The organism is Ewingella americana, from assembly GCF_006438725.1.
Classification (GTDB): Bacteria; Pseudomonadota; Gammaproteobacteria; order Enterobacterales; family Enterobacteriaceae; genus Ewingella; species Ewingella americana_A.
Genome location: NZ_RCZD01000001.1, coordinates 379,672 through 403,281, shown reverse-complemented (window position 1 = coordinate 403,281; position 23,610 = coordinate 379,672). Strand labels below are relative to the sequence as shown.

Annotated in this window: 24 protein-coding genes; 17 read left to right on the top strand and 7 right to left on the bottom strand. The window is 51.2% G+C overall.

Going from position 1 to position 23,610, the window contains the following annotated elements; all coding sequences use genetic code 11:
* Positions 1-109: 109 nt before the first annotated feature.
* Positions 110-577 (bottom strand): formate hydrogenlyase regulator HycA, encoded by a 468-nt coding sequence (locus EAH77_RS01735; RefSeq protein WP_140470075.1) that lies wholly within the window; start codon positions 575-577, stop codon positions 110-112.
* A 396-nt stretch (positions 578-973) separates the two neighbouring features.
* Between EAH77_RS01735 and hypA the strand changes: the two genes are divergently transcribed.
* The 6 genes from hypA (at position 974) to flhA (ending at position 6,721) form a co-directional block, all read left to right on the top strand.
* Positions 974-1,318, top strand: coding sequence for a hydrogenase maturation nickel metallochaperone HypA (hypA, locus tag EAH77_RS01730; protein ID WP_140470074.1), 345 nt, complete (start codon positions 974-976; stop codon positions 1,316-1,318).
* A 19-nt stretch (positions 1,319-1,337) separates the two neighbouring features.
* Positions 1,338-2,114, top strand: coding sequence for a hydrogenase nickel incorporation protein HypB (gene hypB, locus EAH77_RS01725; protein WP_140470073.1), 777 nt, complete (start codon positions 1,338-1,340; stop codon positions 2,112-2,114).
* Positions 2,105-2,401, top strand: a complete 297-nt coding sequence (gene hypC / locus EAH77_RS01720; RefSeq protein ID WP_140470072.1) for a HypC/HybG/HupF family hydrogenase formation chaperone — start codon at positions 2,105-2,107, stop codon at positions 2,399-2,401. The genes hypB and hypC overlap by 10 nt, the downstream gene beginning before the upstream one ends.
* Positions 2,388-3,524, top strand: coding sequence for a hydrogenase formation protein HypD (gene hypD / locus EAH77_RS01715; protein WP_140470348.1), 1,137 nt, complete (start codon positions 2,388-2,390; stop codon positions 3,522-3,524). The genes hypC and hypD overlap by 14 nt, the downstream gene beginning before the upstream one ends.
* Before the next feature lie 5 nt (positions 3,525-3,529).
* Positions 3,530-4,543: a hydrogenase expression/formation protein HypE gene (gene hypE, locus EAH77_RS01710; protein WP_170215662.1), complete on the top strand. Its 1,014-nt coding sequence runs from the start codon at positions 3,530-3,532 to the stop codon at positions 4,541-4,543.
* Between the two features lie 72 nt (positions 4,544-4,615).
* The gene (gene flhA / locus EAH77_RS01705) at positions 4,616-6,721 is read left to right on the top strand and encodes a formate hydrogenlyase transcriptional activator FlhA (RefSeq protein WP_140470070.1); all 2,106 of its coding nucleotides are present in this window, start codon (positions 4,616-4,618) and stop codon (positions 6,719-6,721) included.
* Positions 6,722-6,777: 56 nt separating this feature from the next.
* On the opposite strand, the gene EAH77_RS01700 is transcribed toward flhA, so the two are convergent.
* Positions 6,778-8,316, bottom strand: a complete 1,539-nt coding sequence (locus tag EAH77_RS01700) for an EAL domain-containing protein (protein ID WP_140470069.1) — start codon at positions 8,314-8,316, stop codon at positions 6,778-6,780.
* Between the two features lie 329 nt (positions 8,317-8,645).
* On the opposite strand from EAH77_RS01700, the gene EAH77_RS01695 reads away from it, so the two are divergent.
* The 3 genes from EAH77_RS01695 to arsC all read left to right on the top strand — a co-directional run bounded on the left by EAH77_RS01695 (position 8,646) and on the right by arsC (position 10,894).
* A complete protein-coding gene (locus EAH77_RS01695; RefSeq protein WP_140470068.1) occupies positions 8,646-8,999 on the top strand; it encodes a metalloregulator ArsR/SmtB family transcription factor in 354 nt (117 codons plus the stop codon).
* Positions 9,000-9,094: 95 nt separating this feature from the next.
* The gene (locus tag EAH77_RS01690; protein WP_140470067.1) at positions 9,095-10,384 is read left to right on the top strand and encodes an arsenic transporter; all 1,290 of its coding nucleotides are present in this window, start codon (positions 9,095-9,097) and stop codon (positions 10,382-10,384) included.
* A gap of 63 nt (positions 10,385-10,447) precedes the next feature.
* The gene (gene arsC, locus EAH77_RS01685; RefSeq protein WP_140470066.1) at positions 10,448-10,894 is read left to right on the top strand and encodes a glutaredoxin-dependent arsenate reductase; all 447 of its coding nucleotides are present in this window, start codon (positions 10,448-10,450) and stop codon (positions 10,892-10,894) included.
* 127 nt (positions 10,895-11,021) lie between these two features.
* Here the strand turns inward: arsC and EAH77_RS01680 are convergent, their stop codons facing one another.
* A complete protein-coding gene (locus tag EAH77_RS01680) occupies positions 11,022-11,528 on the bottom strand; it encodes a phenolic acid decarboxylase (protein WP_140470065.1) in 507 nt (168 codons plus the stop codon).
* Between the two features lie 145 nt (positions 11,529-11,673).
* Between EAH77_RS01680 and EAH77_RS01675 the strand changes: the two genes are divergently transcribed.
* Entirely contained in the window at positions 11,674-12,573 is a 900-nt protein-coding gene (locus EAH77_RS01675; RefSeq protein ID WP_140470064.1) for a LysR family transcriptional regulator, read from the top strand.
* Here the strand turns inward: EAH77_RS01675 and EAH77_RS25085 are convergent.
* Together EAH77_RS25085 and EAH77_RS01670 are read right to left on the bottom strand one after the other, a co-directional pair.
* Positions 12,568-12,738 (bottom strand): hypothetical protein, encoded by a 171-nt coding sequence (locus EAH77_RS25085; RefSeq protein WP_161985757.1) that lies wholly within the window; start codon positions 12,736-12,738, stop codon positions 12,568-12,570. The genes EAH77_RS01675 and EAH77_RS25085 overlap by 6 nt on opposite strands.
* A 162-nt stretch (positions 12,739-12,900) precedes the next feature.
* Positions 12,901-14,532 carry a phosphoethanolamine transferase gene (locus tag EAH77_RS01670; RefSeq protein WP_140470063.1) on the bottom strand — a complete coding sequence of 544 codons (1,632 nt, stop codon included), beginning with the start codon at positions 14,530-14,532 and terminating at the stop codon, positions 12,901-12,903.
* A gap of 379 nt (positions 14,533-14,911) precedes the next feature.
* On the opposite strand from EAH77_RS01670, the gene lpxA reads away from it, so the two are divergent.
* Complete coding sequence (lpxA, locus tag EAH77_RS01665) at positions 14,912-15,700, top strand: acyl-ACP--UDP-N-acetylglucosamine O-acyltransferase (RefSeq protein ID WP_140470062.1); 789 nt, start codon at positions 14,912-14,914, stop codon at positions 15,698-15,700.
* Positions 15,701-15,804: 104 nt separating this feature from the next.
* Here lpxA and EAH77_RS01660 read toward each other — a convergent pair whose 3' ends face one another.
* On the bottom strand, positions 15,805-16,464 hold the full coding sequence (locus tag EAH77_RS01660) for an epoxyqueuosine reductase QueH (RefSeq protein WP_140470061.1): 660 nt from the start codon (positions 16,462-16,464) through the stop codon (positions 15,805-15,807).
* A 215-nt stretch (positions 16,465-16,679) separates the two neighbouring features.
* On the opposite strand from EAH77_RS01660, the gene EAH77_RS01655 reads away from it, so the two are divergent.
* From EAH77_RS01655 to dsrB, 6 genes are all read left to right on the top strand, one after another.
* On the top strand, positions 16,680-17,690 hold the full coding sequence (locus EAH77_RS01655) for an AI-2E family transporter (RefSeq protein ID WP_140470060.1): 1,011 nt from the start codon (positions 16,680-16,682) through the stop codon (positions 17,688-17,690).
* Between the two features lie 221 nt (positions 17,691-17,911).
* Positions 17,912-18,970 carry an NAD(P)-dependent alcohol dehydrogenase gene (locus EAH77_RS01650; RefSeq protein ID WP_140470059.1) on the top strand — a complete coding sequence of 353 codons (1,059 nt, stop codon included), beginning with the start codon at positions 17,912-17,914 and terminating at the stop codon, positions 18,968-18,970.
* 196 nt (positions 18,971-19,166) lie between these two features.
* A complete protein-coding gene (locus tag EAH77_RS01645; RefSeq protein ID WP_140470058.1) occupies positions 19,167-19,511 on the top strand; it encodes a hypothetical protein in 345 nt (114 codons plus the stop codon).
* A gap of 163 nt (positions 19,512-19,674) precedes the next feature.
* A complete protein-coding gene (locus EAH77_RS01640; protein ID WP_241673374.1) occupies positions 19,675-20,589 on the top strand; it encodes an ion transporter in 915 nt (304 codons plus the stop codon).
* 259 nt (positions 20,590-20,848) lie between these two features.
* Positions 20,849-21,058, top strand: a complete 210-nt coding sequence (gene cspE / locus EAH77_RS01635) for a transcription antiterminator/RNA stability regulator CspE (protein ID WP_034789491.1) — start codon at positions 20,849-20,851, stop codon at positions 21,056-21,058.
* Positions 21,059-21,243: 185 nt separating this feature from the next.
* Entirely contained in the window at positions 21,244-21,441 is a 198-nt protein-coding gene (gene dsrB, locus EAH77_RS01630; RefSeq protein WP_140470057.1) for a protein DsrB, read from the top strand.
* 149 nt (positions 21,442-21,590) lie between these two features.
* Here the strand turns inward: dsrB and EAH77_RS01625 are convergent, their stop codons facing one another.
* A complete protein-coding gene (locus tag EAH77_RS01625) occupies positions 21,591-23,300 on the bottom strand; it encodes a methyl-accepting chemotaxis protein (RefSeq protein WP_241673372.1) in 1,710 nt (569 codons plus the stop codon).
* Positions 23,301-23,610: the final 310 nt, after the last annotated feature.

The window sequence follows — 23,610 nt, the reverse complement described above, 5'->3', positions numbered from 1 at the left end:
ATCGGCATTTAAAATGACATTTCGACAGTTCTGTCATTAAGAAATGACGTCATTGAACAGCCAATAATTTAAAAATTCTGTTTGCTGAAAATAATCAGCCTGCATCTCTTCAGGCATGGCTTAATAATTTTCTTAGCTGTGCGTGGCTCGAATGATTTTCATGAATTGAATCGAACAGACACTGATAAATTGTGCTGATCTTATTGAGGTAATGCTCCAGTACCGCATTGCGATCGCTGATGTCTACGGCAGTATCAACGCACCCGTCTTCACCTAAGGTGGCATGGGCGAATTCTATAAATTCCTCTGGTTCGCTGGGGGCGGCGAGATTGATGCTGTAGAGAATATCCTGACTGTAAAAATCAGTGCTTAGCTGAATGCGCACGATGAAATAGTCAAACAGCATAAAGCAGATATCCTGCCCGTCACCACAAATGAATTCATGATTTATTCTTTTATTTGATTGAGTTACCGCAGTGATGAGGTGACTGCTATAGGTCTGCCACTGGTTTTTTAGCCGTTTGTTTTTACTGGCGATGTAATCCGCCTGGTGAGTTAATTCACTGATTGTGCTCATTGTCGTTACCTGTCAGGTCGTTCGAATTCATGGAGGAAAGGGCCTTTTTGGGGCACTGATTTATGACGCCACTTTTGCCTTTTCTCCGTCGTGTTACTGCTGTTAGGGCATAAAGCGTGCCAGTTTCAATGCGTTTTATTTATTTTATTTAAAAACAACGTGTTAACTGTTTTTTTGTCGGCGGTGATGGGAACGTATCGTGACGTTACAGGTGACGGTGACGAACTATTTCGTCAAATTTGACAGGATATTTTCGCCACTTTTCATTTTTCAGATAAATAAGGGTGATCCCTGAACTTACCGGCTTATTTAAATGCCGAAATGCAATCTGGCATCTTATTTGCAATGTCTTTCATCATGGCGTGTGGCTATTTTTATGGAGCAGACCGATAAATAATGCATGAAATAACCCTGTGCCAGAATGTGGTGGACATTATCACCCACCATGCGCAGCACAATAATGCGCATCGCATCACTGCCGTTTGGCTGGAAATAGGGGCATTTTCCTGCGTCGAGTCAGAAGCGCTGAATTTCTGTTTCGAGTTGGTGTGCCGCGAGACGCTGGCGGAAGGATGTCAGTTGCATCTCATCATGCCGCCCGCACAAAGCTGGTGCTATGACTGCCAGCAGGAGATTGCGCTGCTTAGCCCGAAAGCACTGATTTGCCCACAGTGCGGCGGACGAAACCTGCGGGTTACTGCAGATGACGGCATGAAAATCAAACGTATTGAAATTGAATAACAGGCTCGAGGAAAACATTATGTGCAGTACTTGTGGTTGCGCCAGCGGCGAGCTTTGCATTGAGGGGATTAGCGGGATATCCCATGAACATCATGGCCTGCCTTTTGCCAAAGGCATCAGCCAGCGGCGTATGCTGGATATTGAAATCGATGTATTAGCGAAAAATAATCATATCGCGGCACACAACCGCCAGCATTTTGCACAGGCGCAGATTCTGGCGCTGAATTTGGTGTCCAGCCCCGGCTCAGGCAAAACGACCTTATTGACCCATACGTTGACGCGCCTTTCGACCCAGGTTAGCTGCGCGGTGATTGAGGGCGATCAGCAGACCACCCGCGATGCCGACCGTATTCGTGAAACCGGCGTGGCGGCTATTCAGGTCAACACAGGAAAAGGGTGCCATCTGGACGCACAGATGGTGCACGATGCCGTTCATCAGCTGTCACCGGCCCCGCACAGTCTGTTGTTTATTGAAAATGTGGGCAATCTGGTTTGTCCTGCCAGTTTTGATCTGGGCGAAAAACATAAAGTCGCCGTACTGTCGGTGACCGAAGGTGATGATAAACCACTGAAATATCCGCACATGTTTGCTGCTTCTAGCCTGATGATCATCAATAAAGTCGATCTGCTCCCCTACGTCAATTTTGATGTCGATGCCTGCATTGCTAACGCCCGGCAGGTCAATCCGCAGATTGATGTGATGGTTCTGTCGGCGACCAGCGGTGAAGGGATGGAGCAGTGGCTGAAGTGGCTTGAAACGCAGCGCCTGTCAGTGGGCATCGCGTCATGTGCATAGGTATTCCGGGCCAGATTGTGGCGCTGCACGCAATCCGCGCCGATCATGCCTGGGCTGACGTATGCGGGTTGCGCCGCGAAGTGAATATTGCGCTGGTGGTGCCAAATGACCAGCCGCTGACGACGCTGGTCGGGCGGTGGGTGTTGATTCACGTTGGTTTTGCCATGAGTTTACTTGATGAGCAGGAGGCTAAGGAGACATTGGCCGCGCTGCGTGCCATGGAGGAAGTTGAAGCGGATGTCGGGCTATTTCTGCGTGGAGAGGGCGGGAATGATGCGCTACGTTGATGAGTTTCGCGACCCGGCGTTAGCGAAAATATTGCTGGAAAAACTCGCTCAGCGCTCGGCGCAGTTGCCTTTCACCGCTGACAAACCGATGCAAATCATGGAGGTGTGCGGGGGGCATACGCACGCTATTTTCAAGTTTGGCCTGGATAAGTTACTGCCCGCCAACCTGGAGTTCATCCACGGCCCTGGTTGCCCGGTCTGTGTACTGCCGATGGGTCGCATTGATGCCTGCTGTGAGATTGCCTCCCGGCCCGCGGTGATTTTCTGTACTTTCGGCGATGCGTTACGCGTGCCGGGTCAGCATGGTTCGCTGTTGCAGGCCCGTGAGCGTGGCGCTGATGTGCGGGTGGTCTACTCGCCACTCGACGCGTTGCAGCTGGCGCGGGAAAACCCGCAGTCTCAGGTGGTATTTTTTGCACTGGGTTTTGAAACGACCATGCCGGTCACTGCGGTAACTCTGCAACAGGCCCGACGCGAAGAAATCACTAATTTCAGTGTGTTCTGCCAGCATATCAGCCTGATCCCGACCTTACGCAGCTTGCTGCAAACGCCGCAATCGCGCATTGATGCCTTTTTGGCGCCCGGCCACGTCAGCATGGTGATCGGTATTCATCCCTATGACTTTATCAGCCGTGAATTTGGCAAACCGCTGGTGGTCAGCGGTTTTGAACCGCTGGATATGCTGCAAAGTGTTCTGATGCTGGTTGAACAAGTTTGCGAGGTGTCACGTAAAACTGAAAACCAATACAGCCGGGTGGTGCCTGAACAGGGTAATTTACTGGCACAATCTGCGATGCAGGACGTTTTCTCGCTGGGGGGGGACAGCGAATGGCGCGGGTTGGGGGTGATTGCCGGTTCGGGTATTTCACTCAATGACGATTATGCCGTTTTTGATGCAGAGCGCCGTTTCCGCCCGGTAATGCAACGGGTGAGTGATGACCCGAATGCTCGCTGTGGCGATGTGCTGACGGGCCGTTGCAAGCCACACCAGTGCCCGATGTTTGGGCACGGATGTACGCCGCAAAATGCGTTTGGCGCACTGATGGTATCGTCTGAAGGGGCATGTGCTGCCTGGTATCAATACCGGTACGAAGACGCCGAAAACATGAAGGTTATTGGATGAATGAGATGAATAACGTGGTGACAATGGCGCACGGCAGCGGCGGGCGAGCCATGCAGCAGCTGATTGAGCGGCTATTTTTACAGGCCTTCGACAACCCTTGGTTAAACCAGCGTGAAGATGGAGCAAGGCTGTTATTGTCAGACCTCACCTCACAGGGCGACCGGCTGGCTTTCACCACGGACAGCTATGTGATTGACCCCATTTTCTTCCCCGGTGGCGACATTGGTAAGCTTGCCGTCTGCGGGACGGCCAATGATCTGGCGGTTAGCGGTGCGACACCGGCATGGCTGTCGTGCGGGTTTATTCTCGAGGAAGGGCTGCCGATGAGCATGCTCGAACGTGTGGTTAACTCCATGGCGGCGACGGCCCGCGACGCCGGGATCGCGATTGTCACCGGCGATACTAAAGTGGTGCAGCGTGGTGCCGCCGACAAAATCTTCATTAACACCTCTGGCATTGGGGTTATCCCCTATGCGGTGCACTGGGGGGCTACACAAATTAAGTGTGGGGATCGGATTATCGTCAGCGGAACGCTGGGGGATCACGGTGCGGCTATACTTAACGTGCGGGAAAATCTGGGCATGGAACTTGGCGTGGTCAGTGATTGCGCGGTGTTAAGTTCTCTAATAGCACCACTGCGCGCCATTCCCGGCGTGCATGCCCTGCGTGATGCAACCCGAGGCGGTGTTAATGCGATTTTGCATGAATATGCGGCCGCCAGCGGACTGGGTATTGAGATCGCTGAAGATGCTTTGCCGGTGAAACCGGCGGTGCGTGGCATCTGCGAACTGCTCGGGCTGGAACCACTCGACTTTGCCAACGAAGGCAAGTTGGTCGTGGTGGTATCGGAACAGGCACAAGAGGTTGTTCTGTCCGCGCTGCGTGCGCACCCTCTTGGTCGTGACGCCACTGTGGTTGGCGTAGTCACAGAGGAAACACGCGTGCAGTTGCGCGGCCGATTTGGCGTGACGCGCCAGCTTATGCTGCCTCACGGGGAGCCTTTACCTCGTATTTGTTGATCCCAGCGGGGAGTCTGCCGGCCACAACGCGGTAGACTTTCCGACATGTAAACTTTTTATATTGAGTACTTCATGCAGACTCCGATCTCCGCCACTCCGACGCTTACGCATCCACATTCGCCTCACGGATTATTTGAACTGGCTCGGGCTCTGCTCAGTCAGTGTTCGCTTGCTTCGCTGGTGGAATACGTTACTCAAATTGTGCAGAAAGCGGGCATTGCCGATGTTGTGACGCTGGTGCTGTTTGAAGCCGATGGTCAGCGTGTCAGCTTCAACGGTATCGACCTGCACCATCAGCCAGTGAATTATGAAGACGAGACATTGCTGGCCAGCGGCCCGGTGCGGTTATTGCAGAAAAACAGCCAGTTTCAGTGCTGGAAGGGCGATGCGCTGCGTCTGCGTTTTCCGCAACTGGGCGCGCTGAACCTCTACCCCCCCTTTACCGATTACTGTTTGATGCCGGTGGTGGTCGCCAGCGGATTGCTGGGGGGCTGTGAGTTTATGCGTTTACAATCACGGCCTTTTACATCGTCTGAATCTGCCTGGTTGCAGGAGTTAATGCCGCTGGTTGCGCTTGGTGTCGAGCAGATTCAGCAGCGGGAGGCGTCAGTTTTCCACCAGGCTACTCTGCGCCACGAGCGCGATGATTACCGGATTCTGGTCGATGTCACCAACGCGGTATTGTCAAAATTGGATCTGGATGATTTGACGGGTGAAATTGCCAGCGCTATTCATCACTTCTTCAAACTGAACGCTATCAGCCTTGTGTTGTGTGAAGACGACAGCGACCAGTTCAGCGTATATGCCACTCATTATGTTCAGCAGCACGTGGCCGAGCGTGAACAATACCGTATGGCGCGTGCTGGAACGCTGGAGGAGCAGGTGATGCAGCGCGGTGAAATGTTGCTGCTCAACCTGCAACCCTCCGACGAAATGGCCAGCTATGAGCGTAATTTGTTTAGCTTATGGAGTGAGCAAACTCAGACGTTGTGCGTGCTGCCTCTGAGTTTCGGTGATAAAACGCTGGGCGTGCTAAAACTGGCGCAGTGCCAGCCAGATCACTTCAGCGCGGCTAATTTACGGGTTTTGCAACAAATCGCCGAGCGCATGGCGATTGCGGTAGACAACGCGCTGGCCTATCAAGAGATCAAACGGCTCAAAGAGAAGCTGGTACATGAGAATCTCTACCTGAATGAGCAAATCAACAGCAACAATCCTGATTTCAGTGACATCGTCGGGCGCAGTGCGGCCATGTCAGCGGTACTTAAACAGGTCGAAATTGTCTCGAAAAGCGACTGTTCGGTGTTGATTCTTGGGGAGACGGGCACCGGCAAAGAGCTGATCGCCCGCGCCATACATAATCTCAGCGATCGCCGCCATCAGCAGATGGTGAAGATGAACTGCGCTGCTATGCCTGCCGGGCTGTTGGAGAGCGATCTTTTCGGCCATGAAAAAGGCTCATTTACCGGTGCAACATCGCAACGCATGGGGCGTTTTGAGCTGGCGGATAAAGGCACACTGTTTCTTGATGAAGTCGGGGAGATCCCGCTTGAGCTGCAACCCAAGCTGTTGCGCATCTTGCAGGAGCGCGAGTTTGAGCGAGTCGGTGGTAATAAGCAGATCTCGGTCAATGTCAGGCTTATTGCCGCCACCAACCGCGACCTGCAACAGATGGTCAGCGACCGGGAGTTTCGCAGCGATCTCTTCTACCGCCTGAACGTATTCCCGATTGTTATTCCCCCCCTGCGTGAACGCCCTGAAGACATCCCGCAGTTGGTGAAGTTTCTCACCTACAAAATTGCCAAGCGTATGAAACGCACTATCGACAGCATTCCTGCCGAGACGCTGCGTCATCTCAGTAAAATGCCCTGGCCTGGCAATGTGCGCGAGCTGGAAAATGTCATTGAGAGGGCGGTGTTATTGACGCAGGGAACGGTGCTGGATATGCAACTTCCCGAACTGAACTTTACCTTTACACCGGCACCGGTAACAAAAATGCCCATCTTGGCGGCATCGGTGCCAAAAGTGAGTGACGAGGAGGAGTGCCAGCGGATCATGCAGGTATTAAAGGAAACGAATGGCGTCGTCGCCGGACCACGGGGAGCGGCGCAGCGTTTGGGGTTGAAACGCACTACTTTGCTGTCACGTATGAAAAAGTTGGGTATTAACCCTCACTGATCACCCAGATCTCCTCAGGGTGCCCGACCCGGGGGAGGCAGTAAATAACTCAGTGATTATGCATTTTTGGGCTGTAGCCATTGGCGCGTGAATGCTTCCAAAGGCGCAGGTTTCCCAAAGAAATAGCCTTGCAGATAATCAAGTTTATAGGACGCAAGGTAATCGATCTGGGTCTGGGTTTCGATGCCTTCGGCCACAATGACCATATCCAGACGTTTCGCCAAACTGATGACGTTATCGACAATATGGCCGGAGAGGGCGTCAGTGCCGATGCGGGCAATAAAACTCTGGTCGATTTTCAGGAAATCGATGTGGAATTTTTGCAGGTAGGTCAGGCTGGAGTGGCCGGTGCCGAAGTCATCGAGGGCGATGAGTACGCCAAGGCGGCGCAGGGCTTTGAATAAGCTGTCGGTGATCTCACTGGGAACAATCAGTTCGCGTTCGGTCAATTCAAGTACCAGTTTAATGGGTTTAGCTTTGAAGGCGTGGATAAAGGCTTTGCAATCGTCTATCAGACTTAAGTTTTTGAAATGACTTGCACAGATGTTAAAACCAAAATGGAAATCATTCGGCAGGTCTTTAGCCATCGGCGCATAAAAATCACGAGTTTGTGCCATCATCTGACGAGTCATTTCAACAATCAAACCGCTCTCTTCAGCCAGTGGGATGAACTGATACGGTGGCACCAGACCCATTTGTGGATGCTGCCAGCGCATCAGGACTTCACCGCCCGTCAGCCGATGTTTTGTGCCGTCCACCACTGGCTGGATGTAAGGGATAAATTCATGATGTGCCAGCCCCGCCTTCATCATTGCCAGCGGAGTACCGATGCGGCCGAGCGCCAGATAGGTCATGGTAGCGACAAACAGACCCAGCAAAGGGAATAGAATCAGGCTGATGGGCGTGTAATCCAGGGCATAGCGCCAGTGGTTGGTGTGGTGAATAAATAACACAACCTTATACGGGTGATGTGCGGAGCTGAGCTCAATTTTGTCACCGTTGTCGCTGTAAATTCCTTTCGACACTTTGCCGTGGTCGTCCATCCATTGGTTACCAATCTGAAGTGTCATATTGACGCGGGTACTGAGCAGATTAAGAATATTGTGCAGGTAGTAGCCATCAACCCCAATCAGGATACTGTTTTCACCATGCGGATCACGGTATGCAATCAACGGGTGATCAGGGGTGACTTCATTGCCGCTCATCAGCAACAACTGATTACCTGCATAACCTTTGCTGTCAACGGTCCCGCTCCTGGGGCCAAATAATGCCGTGCAGTAGATGTTATTGCCTGTTGCCAGGTTGATGGTGCGAACATTGGGCACTATTGCAATCTGCCTGCGTAACTCTAAAACCACCTCATGGGTACAGGCCTGACCAAGATAGGGTTCCATTGCTTTTGCCGCTTTTCCGGCATTATTGAGCATCATATCAATCTGCTGCACGGCCATACTGAGCCGCTCACGTGCGTCATTTTTCAGGCCCTGCGAGGTTTGCCATGAAATAGAAGCGACGCCAATCGCGACGATCAGCAGAAAAGCGACCACCGATGTGATGATGCGTGTACGGCGTTTATTGATGTTAGCTCGGAACAAAAGGCATCTCTGTTTAGGTATAAAAGCGCGGTAGAAATATCGCCTAAATATAACCTATTTCCTGAAAATCAGCTTTCAAAAACAGACTGCTGGGGGATGAGGGGATGGCGCAGATGATGTTTCTTGTGCGACTGCGCCACCGTTTTGTTCCTTGAGTGGCGTAAAATTTGTGGGTCGTCCTTTAGGCCGCTAACCAGGCTCGATGATTTAAAGGATTGAACGAGGCTGTTTCGACGGTTTACTTCTCTTTTCATATTCGAAATATCAAATATGTCATTGACAATGTTTGCGCGAATTCTATGATGGCCACATCAAATAAAGGAGATCCTATGAGCGGCTTGTCTTCACTTTTGTTGTTTAAAAACCTGTCTGATGAAACGCGCTTGTCAATTGTCATGCTGCTCCGGGAGGCCGGAGAATTATGCGTTTGCGAAATTATCGGCGTGCTCAATGAATCACAACCAAAAATTTCGAGACACCTCGCCATGCTAAGAGAAACCGGACTGCTTATGGATCGCCGGGATGGTAAATGGATTTATTATCGGCTCTCTCCCCACATGCCAGCGTGGGCGGCGGCTATTATTGAGCAGGCCTTTTTGAGTGAACAAGACAAAATCATTGCACAGGCCAAGGGCATCACGCGTAATCAGAACATGACCGGTGGAAAGGCTCTTTGCCAGTGATGCAAAATAACATGATATATTCGTTTTTACGGATTTATTAAATAATATACGTCACGGCTGGCGAGGTCATATAACCTGCCAGAAAAGGAGTCGTTATGTGGTTAGCAGGGGCAATTTTTGTTCTGACAATTGTGTTGGTTATCTGGCAACCCAAAGGTCTGGGCATTGGCTGGAGTGCCATTATGGGGGCCGTTCTGGCATTGATGTCCGGGGTTGTACATATCGGTGATATTCCCGTTGTGTGGAACATTGTCTGGAATGCGACGGCCACTTTTATCGCCGTGATCATCATCAGCCTATTGCTGGATGAATCTGGCTTTTTTGAATGGGCGGCGTTGCATGTAGCAAGATGGGGGAATGGCCGCGGGCGTTTGCTGTTTACCTATATTGTTCTTCTGGGGGCGTGCGTTGCGGCGCTTTTTGCCAACGACGGGGCGGCACTGATCCTGACGCCGATTGTGATTGCCATGCTGTTGGCATTAGGCTTCAGTCGTGGTGCGACGCTGGCGTTTGTGATGGCGGCGGGGTTCATTGCCGACAGTGCCAGCCTGCCGCTTATCGTTTCAAACCTGGTGAATATTGTCTCCGCTGACTTTTTCAAACTCGGGTTCAATGAGTATGCGTCTGTGATGGTGCCGGTCGACATCGCGGCCATTGTGGCGACACTGGTGATGTTGCATCTGTTCTTTCGTAAAGCAATTCCAGTCACTTATGAGGTGTCGAAACTGCGCGCACCCAGGGACGCGATTAAAGATCCTCTGACCTTCAAAACCGGCTGGCTTGTGCTCCTCCTTCTGCTGGTCGGTTTTTTCGGGCTGGAACCGCTGGGCGTACCTGTCAGCGCGGTGGCGGCGGTGGGCGCCTTTATCCTGTTTGTCGTGGCCAAACGCGGGCATGTGATCAATACCGGCAAAGTGCTGCGCGAAGCACCGTGGCAAATTGTCATCTTCTCACTGGGTATGTACCTGGTGGTATATGGTCTGCGCAACGCCGGTCTCACTGACTATCTCTCTCTGCTGCTCGATCGTTTCGCTGAGCAGGGGCTGTGGGTGGCCACGCTAGGTACCGGTTTCCTGACCGCTTTCCTCTCTTCAATCATGAACAATATGCCGACCGTGTTGATCGGCGCGCTGTCCATTGAAGGCAGTAGTGCGACAGGCGTGATCAAGGAGGCCATGATTTATGCCAACGTCATCGGCAGTGATTTGGGGCCAAAAATCACCCCTATCGGTAGCCTTGCCACCCTGTTATGGCTGCACGTGCTATCGCAGAAAGGCATTAAGATCACCTGGGGATATTACTTTCGGGTCGGGATTGTGATGACGATTCCTGTGCTGTTTGTGACGCTGGCCGCACTCTGCCTGCGTTTATCGTTCGCCCATTAATTCAGCCCTTATTATCTGCCTGGCATGACGTAGGGCAGGTTTTACTGACAAGAGAGCACTTTTATGACCCCAATCACGATTTATCATAATCCTGCCTGCGGCACGTCGCGCAATACGCTGGAAATTATCCGTAACAGCGGTGTTGAGCCTACCGTTATTCACTATCTTGAAGCACCGCCCACCCGCGATGAACTGGTGATGCTTATCAATAACATGGGCATTTCAGTCAGGTCGCTGTTGCGAAAAAATGTAGAACCTTATGAACAGCTGGGACTGTCTGAAGATAATTTCAGCGATGTGCAACTGCTGGACCTCATGCTGCAGCACCCCATTTTGATCAATCGTCCGATCGTTGTGACGCCGCTGGGCACCAAACTTTGCCGCCCATCAGAGGTTGTCCTGGATATTCTCCCGGACGCACAGCAAGGCGCCTTCACCAAAGAAGACGGTGAAGCCGTCGTGGATGCTCAGGGAAACCGGGTGATCGCATCAGGCGACCGGCGGGCATAAGACATTTAACGCTGCGTTGCTGAAACTCCTGAGACCGTCATGGGGACACCTTGATGTCAAAACGCCCGCTGCGATCATCCCGGCGGGCGTTGTTTATTGTGTGTATTTTAAACGGCTGAGGATTTTCTCAGTGTAAACCGGCCGGGAAATCTTTCGGCAATTCGCTGGCGGCACAATCAATCACGCTTTCGTTGTTTTCACCGCAGTCACGAACGAAGGTGATGGTGGCGAACTCATCGATCACTTCGGTCGGGTAAGCCGGGCCTGCGTCACGTAGCGCCAGCATTTCTGCAATATGTTCATTCTGGAAGCAGACGGTTTTTTCCGGGTTGTTGATCACCCAACGCGGGAAGAAAATGGTGCCGTGGAAGACTTTGTCGGCCAGATTGACGATCAGGCTGACATCCGTGCCGGTCGGTTCTGTCCAGGAAATTTTGTAAATGTCCTGACCCACGCGGACGATATAAGCTTGCTGGTCTTTTACCCAACGGTTGCCGACCAACCCGCTGTGGATGCGGTAATCAAGCGTGTTAGCGTTTTTGACATAAATTTCATAGTTCCAGCCGTTGTCGTAGGTGTACACCAGATGTTTACCGACAAAACGGCTCAAATCCTGTTTATCAAAACTGCTCATGTATTTCTCCTCAAAAAGTCTGTTTGGCTTGCGATGTGATGATCCTACGCTTTCATTTTTTAAATAAAAAATGCTGATTTTTGATAAAAAATATCTAAAATTTAGATGTCTATTCTTTGTACGTCGACACTTCCAGGAGCGAGAGATGGCGTTACCCAAAACCACGCTCGAACAATGGTTTGTATTATTGACGGTGATTGAGCAGGGCGGTTATGCGCAGGCGGCGACACAACTGCACCGCAGTCAGTCATCGGTCAGTTATGCCTTGAGCAGTCTGCAGGAGCGGCTCGGTTTGCCTTTGCTGGAGATAGTGGGCCGCCGGGCTGTGCTAACCGAACAGGGGCAGGCATTACTGGCGCAGGCAAGGCCTCTGATTGCCGCATTCACCCAGCTCGAACAGCGCGCCATTGGGCTGAAAGGTGGTACCCGAACGCAGCTCCATCTGGTGGTAGACAGCGTGTTCCCCAAACGCCAGTTGTTTGCCGCGCTCAGGGCTTTTCAGCAGCAATTTCCCCAAACGCAGGTGCATCTGACGGAAATTCTGCGTACTGAAAGCGCGCACCAGCTCTCTGAACGTGCGGCAGATTTGTACATTACGACGTTGGCACCGGAAAACACGCTCAACGGCCGCTGGTTACTGGATGTGGATTTCATTCCGGTCGTCAGCTGCGATCACCCTTTGCTGTTATTGCCGGTACCGCTCTCAGCCACCGATCTGGCGCGTTTCCCGTTGATCACCATTGCCGATCGTGATGCCCAGCGTCAGGAGAAGCGGCGTCTGGATCCCGCCGCCAGTTGGACGTTTACGACGGTCGAGGCGGCTATTGATGCTATTTCAGTGGGGGTCGGTTATGGCTGGATGCCGCTTGAGAGAGTAAAGCGTGCGCTGGAGAACGGGGCGTTGTGCCGCTTGCCGCTGGCGTCGGGAACGGTGCGCCAGACACCGTTGTATCTTACCTTGGGTGCAGACCCGGATGCTCACGACCATACGGTAACGGCACTGGCGCAGATTGTGACACAGGAAATTGCCGCCACACCGTTATGAGCCTTTAGGGGCCAGCGGCAGCATCAGCTCGCGCAGGATGCGCATACGTTTTTCAACGGGAATATAAAGCAGACGGGCCAGAGCGCCCTGGGGTTCAGCATGCTGTTTCTCGGCCAGACGGAACAGCTGTTCGAGGTTACGCAAATCGGTTTCAGTTGTGTCCATTTTCATCACCTTTCAGAGGGGTAAGCCGACGATTCTGTCAGGCAACCACCCCGTTGCGGGGCCTGTCGCCTGACCAAACCAGCTTATGACTCAAAAAGCGGAATAAAAACGGATAGCTTTGAATGTAGTGTTCCGGTTTTTCTCCAACCGCGTCAGGTGCGGTTAAACCCCGGTTTTACAATCACGCAAGATGTTCAACTGCGGGTCCAGTTCGGACGTTTTCACGTTCATCGCATCCAGCACGGTATGAAACAGGTTGTCTTGTGACACATCGGCTTTAGCCCCTTTTTGTTTCAGGCATGTCAGATTAATGCCGTTGGCTTTGACATAGCCGGGCGAGAGCCAGAACAGCATCGGTACGTGGGTCTGTTCCGCCGGGGCAATACCATAAGGGGTGCCGTGCAGATACAGGCCATTTTCGCCCAGAGATTCACCGTGATCGGAGAGATAGATCACCGCTACGTTGTACTTATCCTGATACTGCTTCGCCTTTTCAATGATTTGTGACACGACGTAATCGGTATAATGCAGGGTGTTGTCATAGGTGTTGATCAGCTGTTCACGCGTACAGTTCTCGATGTCACTGCGCGGGCAGTCGGGCATAAACGTACGGAATTCAGGCGGATAGCGTTTGGAGTAGGTCGGGCCGTGACTGCCTACCAAGTGCAGGCCAATCAGCGTATTTTTACCGTCACTCTTAATTTTGGTATCAATGTTGTCCAGTAATGCCATGTCATAACAGGTATCACCGTCGCAATATTTGCCCTCTTTAGCTGTGCTGATGATCTCATTAGGCACGCGGTCACACACGCCTTTACAACCTTCATCATTGTCTTTCCAAAAAACGGAAACCCCGGCTTTCTGCACGATGTCCAGCACGCCTTCGCTGTTACGGGCGCGGTTATTGTCGAAATCCACCCGCTTCATATTGGAGAACATGCAGGGGACCGATACTGCCGTTGCCGTTCCGCAAGACGTGGTGTGGTTGAAATAGATCACGTCGGGTACTTTTTGGGTGAATTCGTTGGTCGGTTTGTCATAACCGTTGGAAGACTGATTTTGCGCGCGCGCCGTTTCGCCAATGACCAGGAATAGCAGGGTCGGTTTCTGGCCCGGAAGCTGAACCAGTTTTGCATCATCGCCGATATTTTGGAAAGGCCCGGTATGGGTGAAGTAGCGGTGGTTGTAGTACTGAAAGGCGCTATAGAGGTAGTTAGTCGGTATAATTTCAAGATTGAGCGTGCGGTTATTACGCCCGACTGACGCGTAATCCTTGTAATAAACGCCAGCAACCGAGGCCACCACCAGCAGGGACAGCACCATCGATAACAGACGAACGCCCAGACGGCGCAGCACTGTTTTTTCATATTTCACCGGCGTAAAAAACAGCAGGACAGCAGGTAACACGCCGCTCACCAGGAACCACAGTACGACAGAAATGTTGAGGTAGGACGTGGCCTCGCTCTGTTGAGTTTCAACGATGTTCTCTATCATCCCGCGATCAAAAATGATCTGATACTTGTACATGGCATAACTGGCGAGTGCACTGACCGGCAGAATGACAATAAAGAAGGGTTTAAGTAATGGGCGAAAACTGAAGGGCGTGAAGACAAAATTTAGCGCAGCGAAGAGCACCAGTGGAATAGTGATGGCAAAGCCAATGCTGAAGGCGGGAAGCGCGTGAAGTATCCGATAAAAATGCAACAAAATCGGAAAGTTAACAACGAAGGCAAAGTATAAGCTCAGGAGTAAAGTCAGTGTCAGAAAGCTGACTTTAGGGATGGACTTGCGCAAGGAGAACTCCAACAAAAAAGGCAACCCGCTGAAGAGATTAACAGCAAAAGTGAACGGCCAGGTGAGGTCAAAGGCTGATTGAATCAGAATGCCGGGGATGCTACCCCAGTAAGCTTAAGATAGCCTTAATACGACGAGAGTATCCGTATTGCTTCAAAGGTTCATAAAATAAATAAAATATAAGATAGTCACTTAGTGGTGCAATCACCGTATGCTGTGGCGTGTGTACGAAAATGGTCAGATGAATTGACCACGTCACAACACTGCGTGCTCTCTGAATGCCTTTCTGTTTTTTCAGCGCGACTCCAATTCTCTATCGATTTTCCTTCTGTGAAGGCGGCAAGGTTGTCGTTTTTGTCGGATTCTGGAGATTTTTGCGTTGATTTCAACTACTGCCAATGTGGCAAGTAATTCCATTATAGCCTCCGGCGCCATTATCGGCGCGAATGTCCGTATTGGTGCTTTTTGCATCATCGACGCAGATGTCGTGATTGGCGAAGGCACCGTTGTTGCCTCTCACACCGTGATTAACGGCCATACACGTATTGGCTGTAATAATGTTATCGGTCAGTTTTCGTCGATTGGCGAGATTAATCAGGACCTGAAATACCGGGGTGAGCCGACCTCCGTGGTCATTGGGGATGGTAACCAGATCGGCAAGAATTCCACTATTCACCGCGGCACACTTCAGGGTGCGCAAAGCACGGTGATTGGCAATCTCAACCGGCTGTTGTGCAATGTCCATATCGGACACGATTGTCGGGTGGGAAATTCAATACTCATCGGTGACAACAGCGGGCTGGCCGGACATGTTGTGTTGGGCGATTTTGCTGAGATTGGCTCAATGTGCGCCATTCATCAGTTTTGCGTGGTGGGCCAGGGGGCTCGGGTCGCTGACCAGTCTGGCGTGGTGCAGGATATCCCGCCCTATGTTTGCGCCAGCGGCAACCATGCCGTGCCCCAGGGATTTAATGCGCTGGCCCTGGCTTTTGTGAACGCCAGTCCACCGCTCAGGCAGATATTATTGTCAATTCACGCCAAGCTTTTTCATGACGGTGTGGCGATTGATGAGGTGAAGTCCGAGGTGTTGCAACTGAGCGCAGAGTACCCGCTGCTGTGCTGCTTTAATGAGTTTTTCAGGCTTTCAACGCGCGGGATCATTCGCTAGTTTCCCGTGCGGATCCCGGTCAGGCCTCCAGCGTCATCCCGGCAAGGTGGGACGCCATTTCTGGCGTCATTTGCATGGTTATTCTCTGTTTTCCTGCCCCAAGGTTATTGGTCGTTTTCGTCACCGTAATATTTAACCCCCAGCTTAATCAGGTCGCGGCCCTGCGATTTACGGTGCAAATTGCTGTCGCGTAGTGAATAAACGCAACCGCAGTACTCTTGCTGGTAGAAACGTTCACGCTTGCTGATTTCCACCATGCGCGCTGCGCCTCCTCTCTTGCGCCAGTTATAGTCCCAGTACACCATGCCCGGATAAGGTGCTGCGGCCCGTACGCCACAGCCGGTGATTTGCTGCATGTCTTTCCAGCGGGAAATACCCAGGCAACTGGTGATCGCGCTGAAGCCATGTTCAAAAGCATAGAGTGCTGTTCGTTCAAAACGCATGTCAAAACACATGGTGCAACGGATGCCGCGCTCGGGCTCTTTTTCCATGCCGCGTGCTCGTTCAAACCAATTATCGCTGTCGTAGTCTGCATCAATAAAGGGAATTCCGTGCTGCTCGGCAAAGCGCATATTCTCTTCTTTGCGCAAAATATATTCTTTTTGCGGATGAATATTCGGGTTATAGAAGAAAATGGTGTAATCGATACCGGATGCCTGAATGGCTTCCATCACCTCGCCGGAGCAGGGCGCACAACAGGAGTGGAGTAATAATTTGTTGTGGCCTGTTGGCAGTGACAATTTCTCTCGGATCAGTTCTGACATCTTTATCACCTGTTGCTAAGATTTTCTTTATAAACACATGATGTTCATCATGGTAGATGCTCATGATAAAAGACAGATTTTGACAGTCAAAAATTTCTTATCCGTTTAACTGGCGTGCTGCGCGGGGCAGGAAACAACAGTGCTATGATATTGGCCGGGATGTTGACCGAAGACACGGGACGATGCCCGGCTATTGAATGTTAAGGACGCAGGCAATGCAATTAATGAGATCGCATCACATCCGCTGGCTCAGTTTATTTATTGTGATGGGCGGGTTGTTACTTATTCTTCCCCTGCATTTACTGGCATGTTTTATCGCCGGTTTTGTGGTGTATGAGCTGGTCAACGGGCTGACGCCCCACTTTCAGAAGATCATCAGCGGCGAGCGCGCACGCTGGCTGGTGGTGGCACTGATCAGCACCATTGTAGTCAGTGTCCTGACGCTGGCCGTGGTAGGGATCACCAACTTTCTGATGCAGGATGTGAAAAACCCAGCGGCCTTCAATGCCATGGTTTCCAGACTGCTGACCGATGCACAGAGTCGGATTTCACCCGTGATGCTGCACTATTTGCCGGCCAATATTGAAGAGTTACAACGCGAATTTCTGCAATGGCTGCGTGAGCATGTAGCGATGATTCAGATGGTCGGAAAAAACGCCGCTCACGCCTTTGTCACTATGCTGATTGGCATGATTTTAGGGGCCATTGTCTCCCTGCAACGCCACGATAAAGATGCGCAACATGCGCCACTCAAGAGTGATCTCCTGCAGCGTGTGCGTCTGCTGGGTAATGCTTTTCGCAATGTGGTGTTTGCGCAGTTCCAGATTTCACTGATTAATACTGTGCTGTCAGGCGTGTTCCTGTTTGGCATTTTGCCCCTGTTTGGGATCCACCTGCCGCTGGCGAAGACGCTGGTGGTCTTCACGTTTGTCTGCGGGCTGTTGCCAGTGATTGGCAATCTTATTTCCAATACGGTGATTTTTATTGTCGGCCTGTCGGTGTCACTGTGGGTCGGCGCACTGGTGCTGGCGTACCTGATTGTGATTCATAAGGTGGAATACTTTCTTAATGCGCGAATTGTCGGCACGCGGATTAACGCCAAATCATGGGAAGTTTTACTGGCGATGCTGATCTTTGAGTCAGCGTTTGGATTGCCGGGGGTGGTCGCCGCACCGATTTACTATGCTTATCTGAAAAGTGAGTTGAAAGAAGCCCGTTTAATCTGACGGTATTCCCTTTCAAACGCCTGACGGGCAGCCAGTGACGCGGTATCTTCCGCCACGTCACTGCGCAGACCTTAGCCATATATCCTGAGAAAAACAGATTCAGGCAAGTAATGGCGAGGATCGTTATAACGATTTTCTCTTCCCAGGGTCCATACTTCTTACCGTCAGTGCAGCTTGCGCTGGCGTATTTCGTCTATCGATTACCCCTCAGGAGAAAACAGATGACCCTTAACGTCCGAGGTTTTGCTGCAACGTCCGCTGATGCACCGTTGGCACCCCATAACTTTGTGCGTCGTGATCCGCGTGATACCGACGTAGTTATCGACATTATGTATTGTGGTGTTTGTCACTCAGATATTCACCAGGCACGTAATGAATGGCATCAGAGCATCTATCCGATGGTTCCGGGACACGAGATTATTGGTCGTGTGACCAAAGTTGGCGCCAAAGTGAAAGGCTTCAGCGTCGGCGATACCGTCGGTGTCGGTTGTATGGTCGATTCTTGTCAGCACTGTGAATCCTGCGCAGAAAGCCTGGAACAGTACTGTGAAGAAGGCGCGACCATGACCTATAACGCCTATGATCGTCATGACAACATGATGACCTACGGCGGTTATTCCGAGCAGATCGTCGTGGCCGAGAAATTCGTCCTGCGCATTTCCGAAAAACTGGATATCAAATCTGCTGCACCGTTGCTGTGTGCCGGTATCACCACCTATTCGCCACTGAAACACTGGAAAGTGGGCAAAGGCCATAAAGTGGCGGTTGTCGGTTTAGGCGGTCTGGGCCACATGGGCCTGAAATTTGCCAAAGCGCTGGGCGCTGACGTGACCTTGTTCACCCGTTCGGCGGGCAAAGAGCAGGAAGCGTACCGTTTGGGCGCCGATCACGTGGTGCTGTCGACGGATGAAAAACAGATGGCAGCTGTGAAAAGCCACTTCGATTTCATCCTTGATACTGTACCAAATCAGCATGACCTGAACCCGTACCTGGAAACACTCAAACGTGATGGTACCCATATTCTGGTTGGGTTGGTTGAACCGATTGAGCCCGCGTTGCACAGCGGCGCGTTGATCATGGGCCGCAAAACCGTAGCCGGTTCTCTGATCGGCGGTATTGCAGAAACTCAGGAAATGCTGGATTTCTGTGCTGAGCACAACATCGGTTGTGACGTCGAAATGATCAATATGCAAGACATCAATGGCGCTTACGAACGTATGCTGAAAAGCGATGTTAAATACCGTTTCGTCATAGATATGGCGTCACTGAAAAAAGCCTGATTTTTTCGAATATGGTTAAAAAGCGCTGATATGCGCCTGTGGGTTAATGCCCACAGGCGCATTTTTATTTAGGGTCAGCCTGAATCTGTCCGATGAAACCATTGCGTGCTGAAATTTCATCTTTCACTGCTTTGCTGGCTTCTCGCTGGGTGGCGGCGGTGGTATTCTTCCGCTTTCGCCGAGCGAAGGAAAATCAGTGGCAAAGAATTTTGATGAATTGATCAGAGATATTGATCTGATGATTGAACATGTGGATGGCCTGAAAAACCTTCCACCGCGTGCACAAATAGTTGCTGCAGTGCCTGCTGACAAGCCTGCCTATGACTCTTTTTGTGAAATCTATGCACTTAAAGCGGTGATGCGGGCGTTTATTTCTTCCGTCGATACCATCGTGAAAGTCCAGATTGCCAAGAAAGTCGAAAAGGATATCGGACATCTCGAAAGTACCGTGCGGTCCATTGGTGGTGGCAATGCTAATGCCGAAGACTTAGCGCAAATCACCGCCTATGTGCGTAATGCTGTTTCTGAATTAATGGATTAAACCGCTTCAGACAGCATTCGAAAAAGAGACGTCGGGCACCTGTGGGTGGTCGGCGTTTTTTTATGTCGGCCCTACATGTGTCTGAAATAGGGCAGGGAGCCGATAGGTTTCAACGCAAAAAATGGTTATCCTTGCGTCATTCACTCGCTGGGATGCCTGTTTTATGCCGCCTCGTTTCCGCTTTCTCGCCGTCTGGCGCCGCCGTTGCTTTACGCTGCTGTTTGATAATCGCACCCGCGCTGGTCGGTGGATGGAAACCTTCTGGCTGCTGACGGCCGTCCTGAGCGTCATCGTGCTGTTTTTCGAGTCCAGCGCGACCGACCTGTTTCCCAATACGCCGGATATTCTTCGTCGCTTTGGCTGGATTGAAGTTGGGTTTACGGCGGTGTTTAGCCTGGAATACGTTCTGCGGGTGTTTTCTACGCCGCGGAAGGAGCGCTATCCGCTCAGTTTCTTCGGTCTGATTGACCTGATAACTATTCTGCCGCTCTACATTCTCTGGTTATTCCCGTCGCTGCTGAGCACCGGAGATGTGGAAGTCCTGATCCGTTTACTGCGTATTCTGCGCGTCCTGCGGGTCCTTAAACTGCTGCGGTATATGAACGAGGCGGGTGTGCTTTGGCGCAGCCTGATGCGCGCCAGGCACAAATTGGGGCTGTTTTTTGGCTTTGTGGCGATCATTCTGTGTCTGTTTGGCGGGCTGATGTTCGCAGTGGAAGGCGGCAAAGACGGTTTTACCTCTCTCGCCGCGTCGGTGTACTGGGCGGTCGTGACACTGACGACGGTGGGGTATGGCGATATCACACCACATACCCCACTGGGTAGGGTTTTGGCTTCCGTTCTGATTTTGCTCGGGTATTCAATTATTGCCGTACCTACCGGGATCCTGACGGCTTATATGTCTCAGGAGCTGCAAAAAGGGCGGGAGCAACGTTCCTGTCGCCATTGTCATCGTGCCGGGCATGAATTAGATGCACGTTTTTGCGGACATTGTGGAACAATCTTGCCGCCACTTCGCGCCCAACTTATTGATAAAAAACCGGTTAATTGCGCAAATAACGAACGCGATGACGCTTAAATCATCATTTAAGCGTCTTTACACAGATTATGAGATAAAAAGAGTTGCTATTAGAAGGCTGTCATGAGTAAATACATCCCGGCCTGTGGTACAGACCTATTTATGCACGACATCCTGAGTAAAGTTGTTCAAATTTAATGCGTTATCCATGATAACACTGATCTGACGAATTTCCTTCTTAGTGCCTCCATAAGTAACGACTGAAATCCGGCTATAACATGCCCATGGTGGCGAAATTTTTATTTAAAAGGTAATTCTTATGTCAATGATGAAAGGTCAGGTTAAGTGGTTTAACGAGTCTAAAGGCTTTGGCTTCATCACTCCTGCTGATGGCAGCAAAGATGTGTTCGTACACTTCTCTGCAATCCAGGATCAAGGTTTCAAGACCCTGGCTGAAGGCCAGAATGTACAGTTCTCTATCGAGAACGGTGCTAAAGGTCCGTCTGCGGCTAACGTTACCGCTATCTAATCTCGCTTCTGCGCTGTTTACAGCACATTAACGTAGATTACAAAAACCCGCATATGCGGGTTTTTTTATGCCTGAATTTTGCCAAACGTGTTACCTCCAGCTCCTTTGGCAAAGTCCGCGCCTGCGTGCCTTTTTGACTGACTCTGTACTACAATCAATAGCATTGAAAACGATGGGATAACTCGATGAAAGTTAACGATCTGGTGACAGTAAAAACTGACGGCGGTCCGCGTCGTGAAGGTAAAGTTCTGGCCGTTGAGGCGTTTTACGAAGGTGTAATGTATCTGGTGTCGCTGGAAGACTATCCGGCAGGGATCTGGTTCTTCAATGAAGGCGACAGTAAAGATGGCACCTTCGTTGAGCCACGCGTCGTAAGTAAATAAGCGAGGGGAATAGATTCGCCCCGCGTTAGCACTGAGTTGGTCCTATTAAAAAAACACCGGAAGCGGCAGCGTCCGGTGTTTTTGTTTTCAGTGGTGCTTGAGGAACCGTCTAACGCAATTTTTAACGTTCAACGTTAGGCCACTGACACTTAGAACGTTTCCCAGTTTTGAGTGTTGTTGCTGCTCGCGCTGGAAGCCGGTTTGGCGTCCGGCAGAACCAGCGTTGGCTTGTGGCTCACCGTCGCGGCACGCGAATCGAGGCGGAACACCGCGACGGACTGCGTCAGACGCTCTGCTTGTTCCTCCAGTGATGCCGCCGCCGCTGAGGCTTCCTGCACCAGTGAAGCGTTCTGCTGGGTCACGCTGTCCATCTCTGACACGGCCTGGCTTATCTGATTGATACCGCGGCTCTGCTCGTCAGAGGCTGATGCAATCTCACTCATAATATCGGTGACATGAGTGACGGCGGTGACAATTTCATACATGGTGTCGCCTGCGTCTCCGACCAGCAGGCAGCCTTCGCCGACATAATCCACCGACTCTTCAATCAGCGATTCGATCTCTTTAGCAGCGTCTGCGCTGCGTTGGGCCAGATGGCGCACTTCACTGGCGACCACCGCAAAACCGCGACCCTGTTCACCGGCGCGTGCAGCTTCAACCGCCGCATTCAGTGCCAGAATATTCGTCTGGAAGGCGATGCTGTTGATGACGTTGGTGATATCCGCGATTTTGGTCGAGCTGCGGGAAATATTTTCCATGGTGCTGACAACGCTGGCGACGATATCTCCGCCTTTCTGCGCTTTTTCGGAGGCATCGGCGGCCAGTTTGCTGGCGTGATGGGCATTCTCCGAATTGAGTTTCACCGTCGCGCTGAGCTGCTCCATGCTGGCTGCTGTTTGTTCCAGTGCAGCGGCCTGCTGTTCGGTACGCGAAGATAAATCAGTATTACCGGAGGCAATCTCGGTGGAACCCTGATAAATCGAGGTAGCCCCTTCGCGGACAATCAGCACGGTGTTAGCCAACGACGCCTGCATAATGTCGACGTTGCTGCTCAGTACGCCGATTTCATTGTGCCCGGCAACATCACCTGGCTGGGTTAAATCGCCTTCGGCAATTCTCTGAATGTGGCTGACCAGCCGGTTAATTGGCGTGATGATCACTTTGCGCATCACAATATAGGTCAGGACGGTCAGTACTAAAGCCAGCACGAAACTACCCAGCATCAGCGCGTAACCCAATTTGGCATCTGATTGCGCTGTCTGATTAATCTTATTGGCGGTGTCGGTACGGTAGGCAATGGCGGTCAGCAGTGGGATGTTATTGTCCTGATCCAAACCACGCACTGTGTCTGCCTCCTGAGAGATGACCTCCTCAAAATGTGCCTGACGGGCGGATTCAAGCATCGGTGCCATACCGATTTTCAGATAATTGTCATAGGCTTTTTTCAGTGGTTCATCGAGAGAGAGGTCGGTGGCCGTTTTGTTCGGGCGGTTAATATACTGTGCGAAGGCTGATTGCGACTGTTTAATGCGGTTTTCAGCATCAGCTATATTTTTATTAAATACCTCTTGATCGCCAATACGTGCGGCGGCAGTGGCCTGAATCAGTAAAAGACGTGCAGTGCGCAGGTGATTAGAACTGTTCGACAGCGCCAGACGGATTTGCAATTCCTGTGTGGCATTTTCCAGTGCGTCATTACTTTGTTTCAGAAATAAGCTGGATGAACCAATAGAAACGGCAAATAAAACCAATATTCCAAATAAAATAGCGCTAATTAAGGTGATGAGACGAATATTACTGATAATGGGGATGTTTTTTTTCGCCGTGGTTAACGGGTGTTCCATTGTAAAAGTATCCATATTATTCCGCTCTGTTAATCCTGCATGTGCGGCGGGAGTGCAGCACATACGATACCTTTCATACTTCGTGGTGCAGGTGTGCTTCCTCTCTCCCTGCAACTTGAACTATGCGGGTATACAACGATGTAGATATGCCTTATGGCAATACCTCCCGTGGCGAAAAAACGCCGTAGTATGTCATCGGCATTTTGGGGCGGAGATTGAATTTATAAGTGAGATCCAGCTCTCACTTTTGCTATTCACTGATGTAAGAAAACCGGCGGCATAAAAAAAGGAGCAATGCGTGCGCATTGCCCCTGGAGATAAAAGA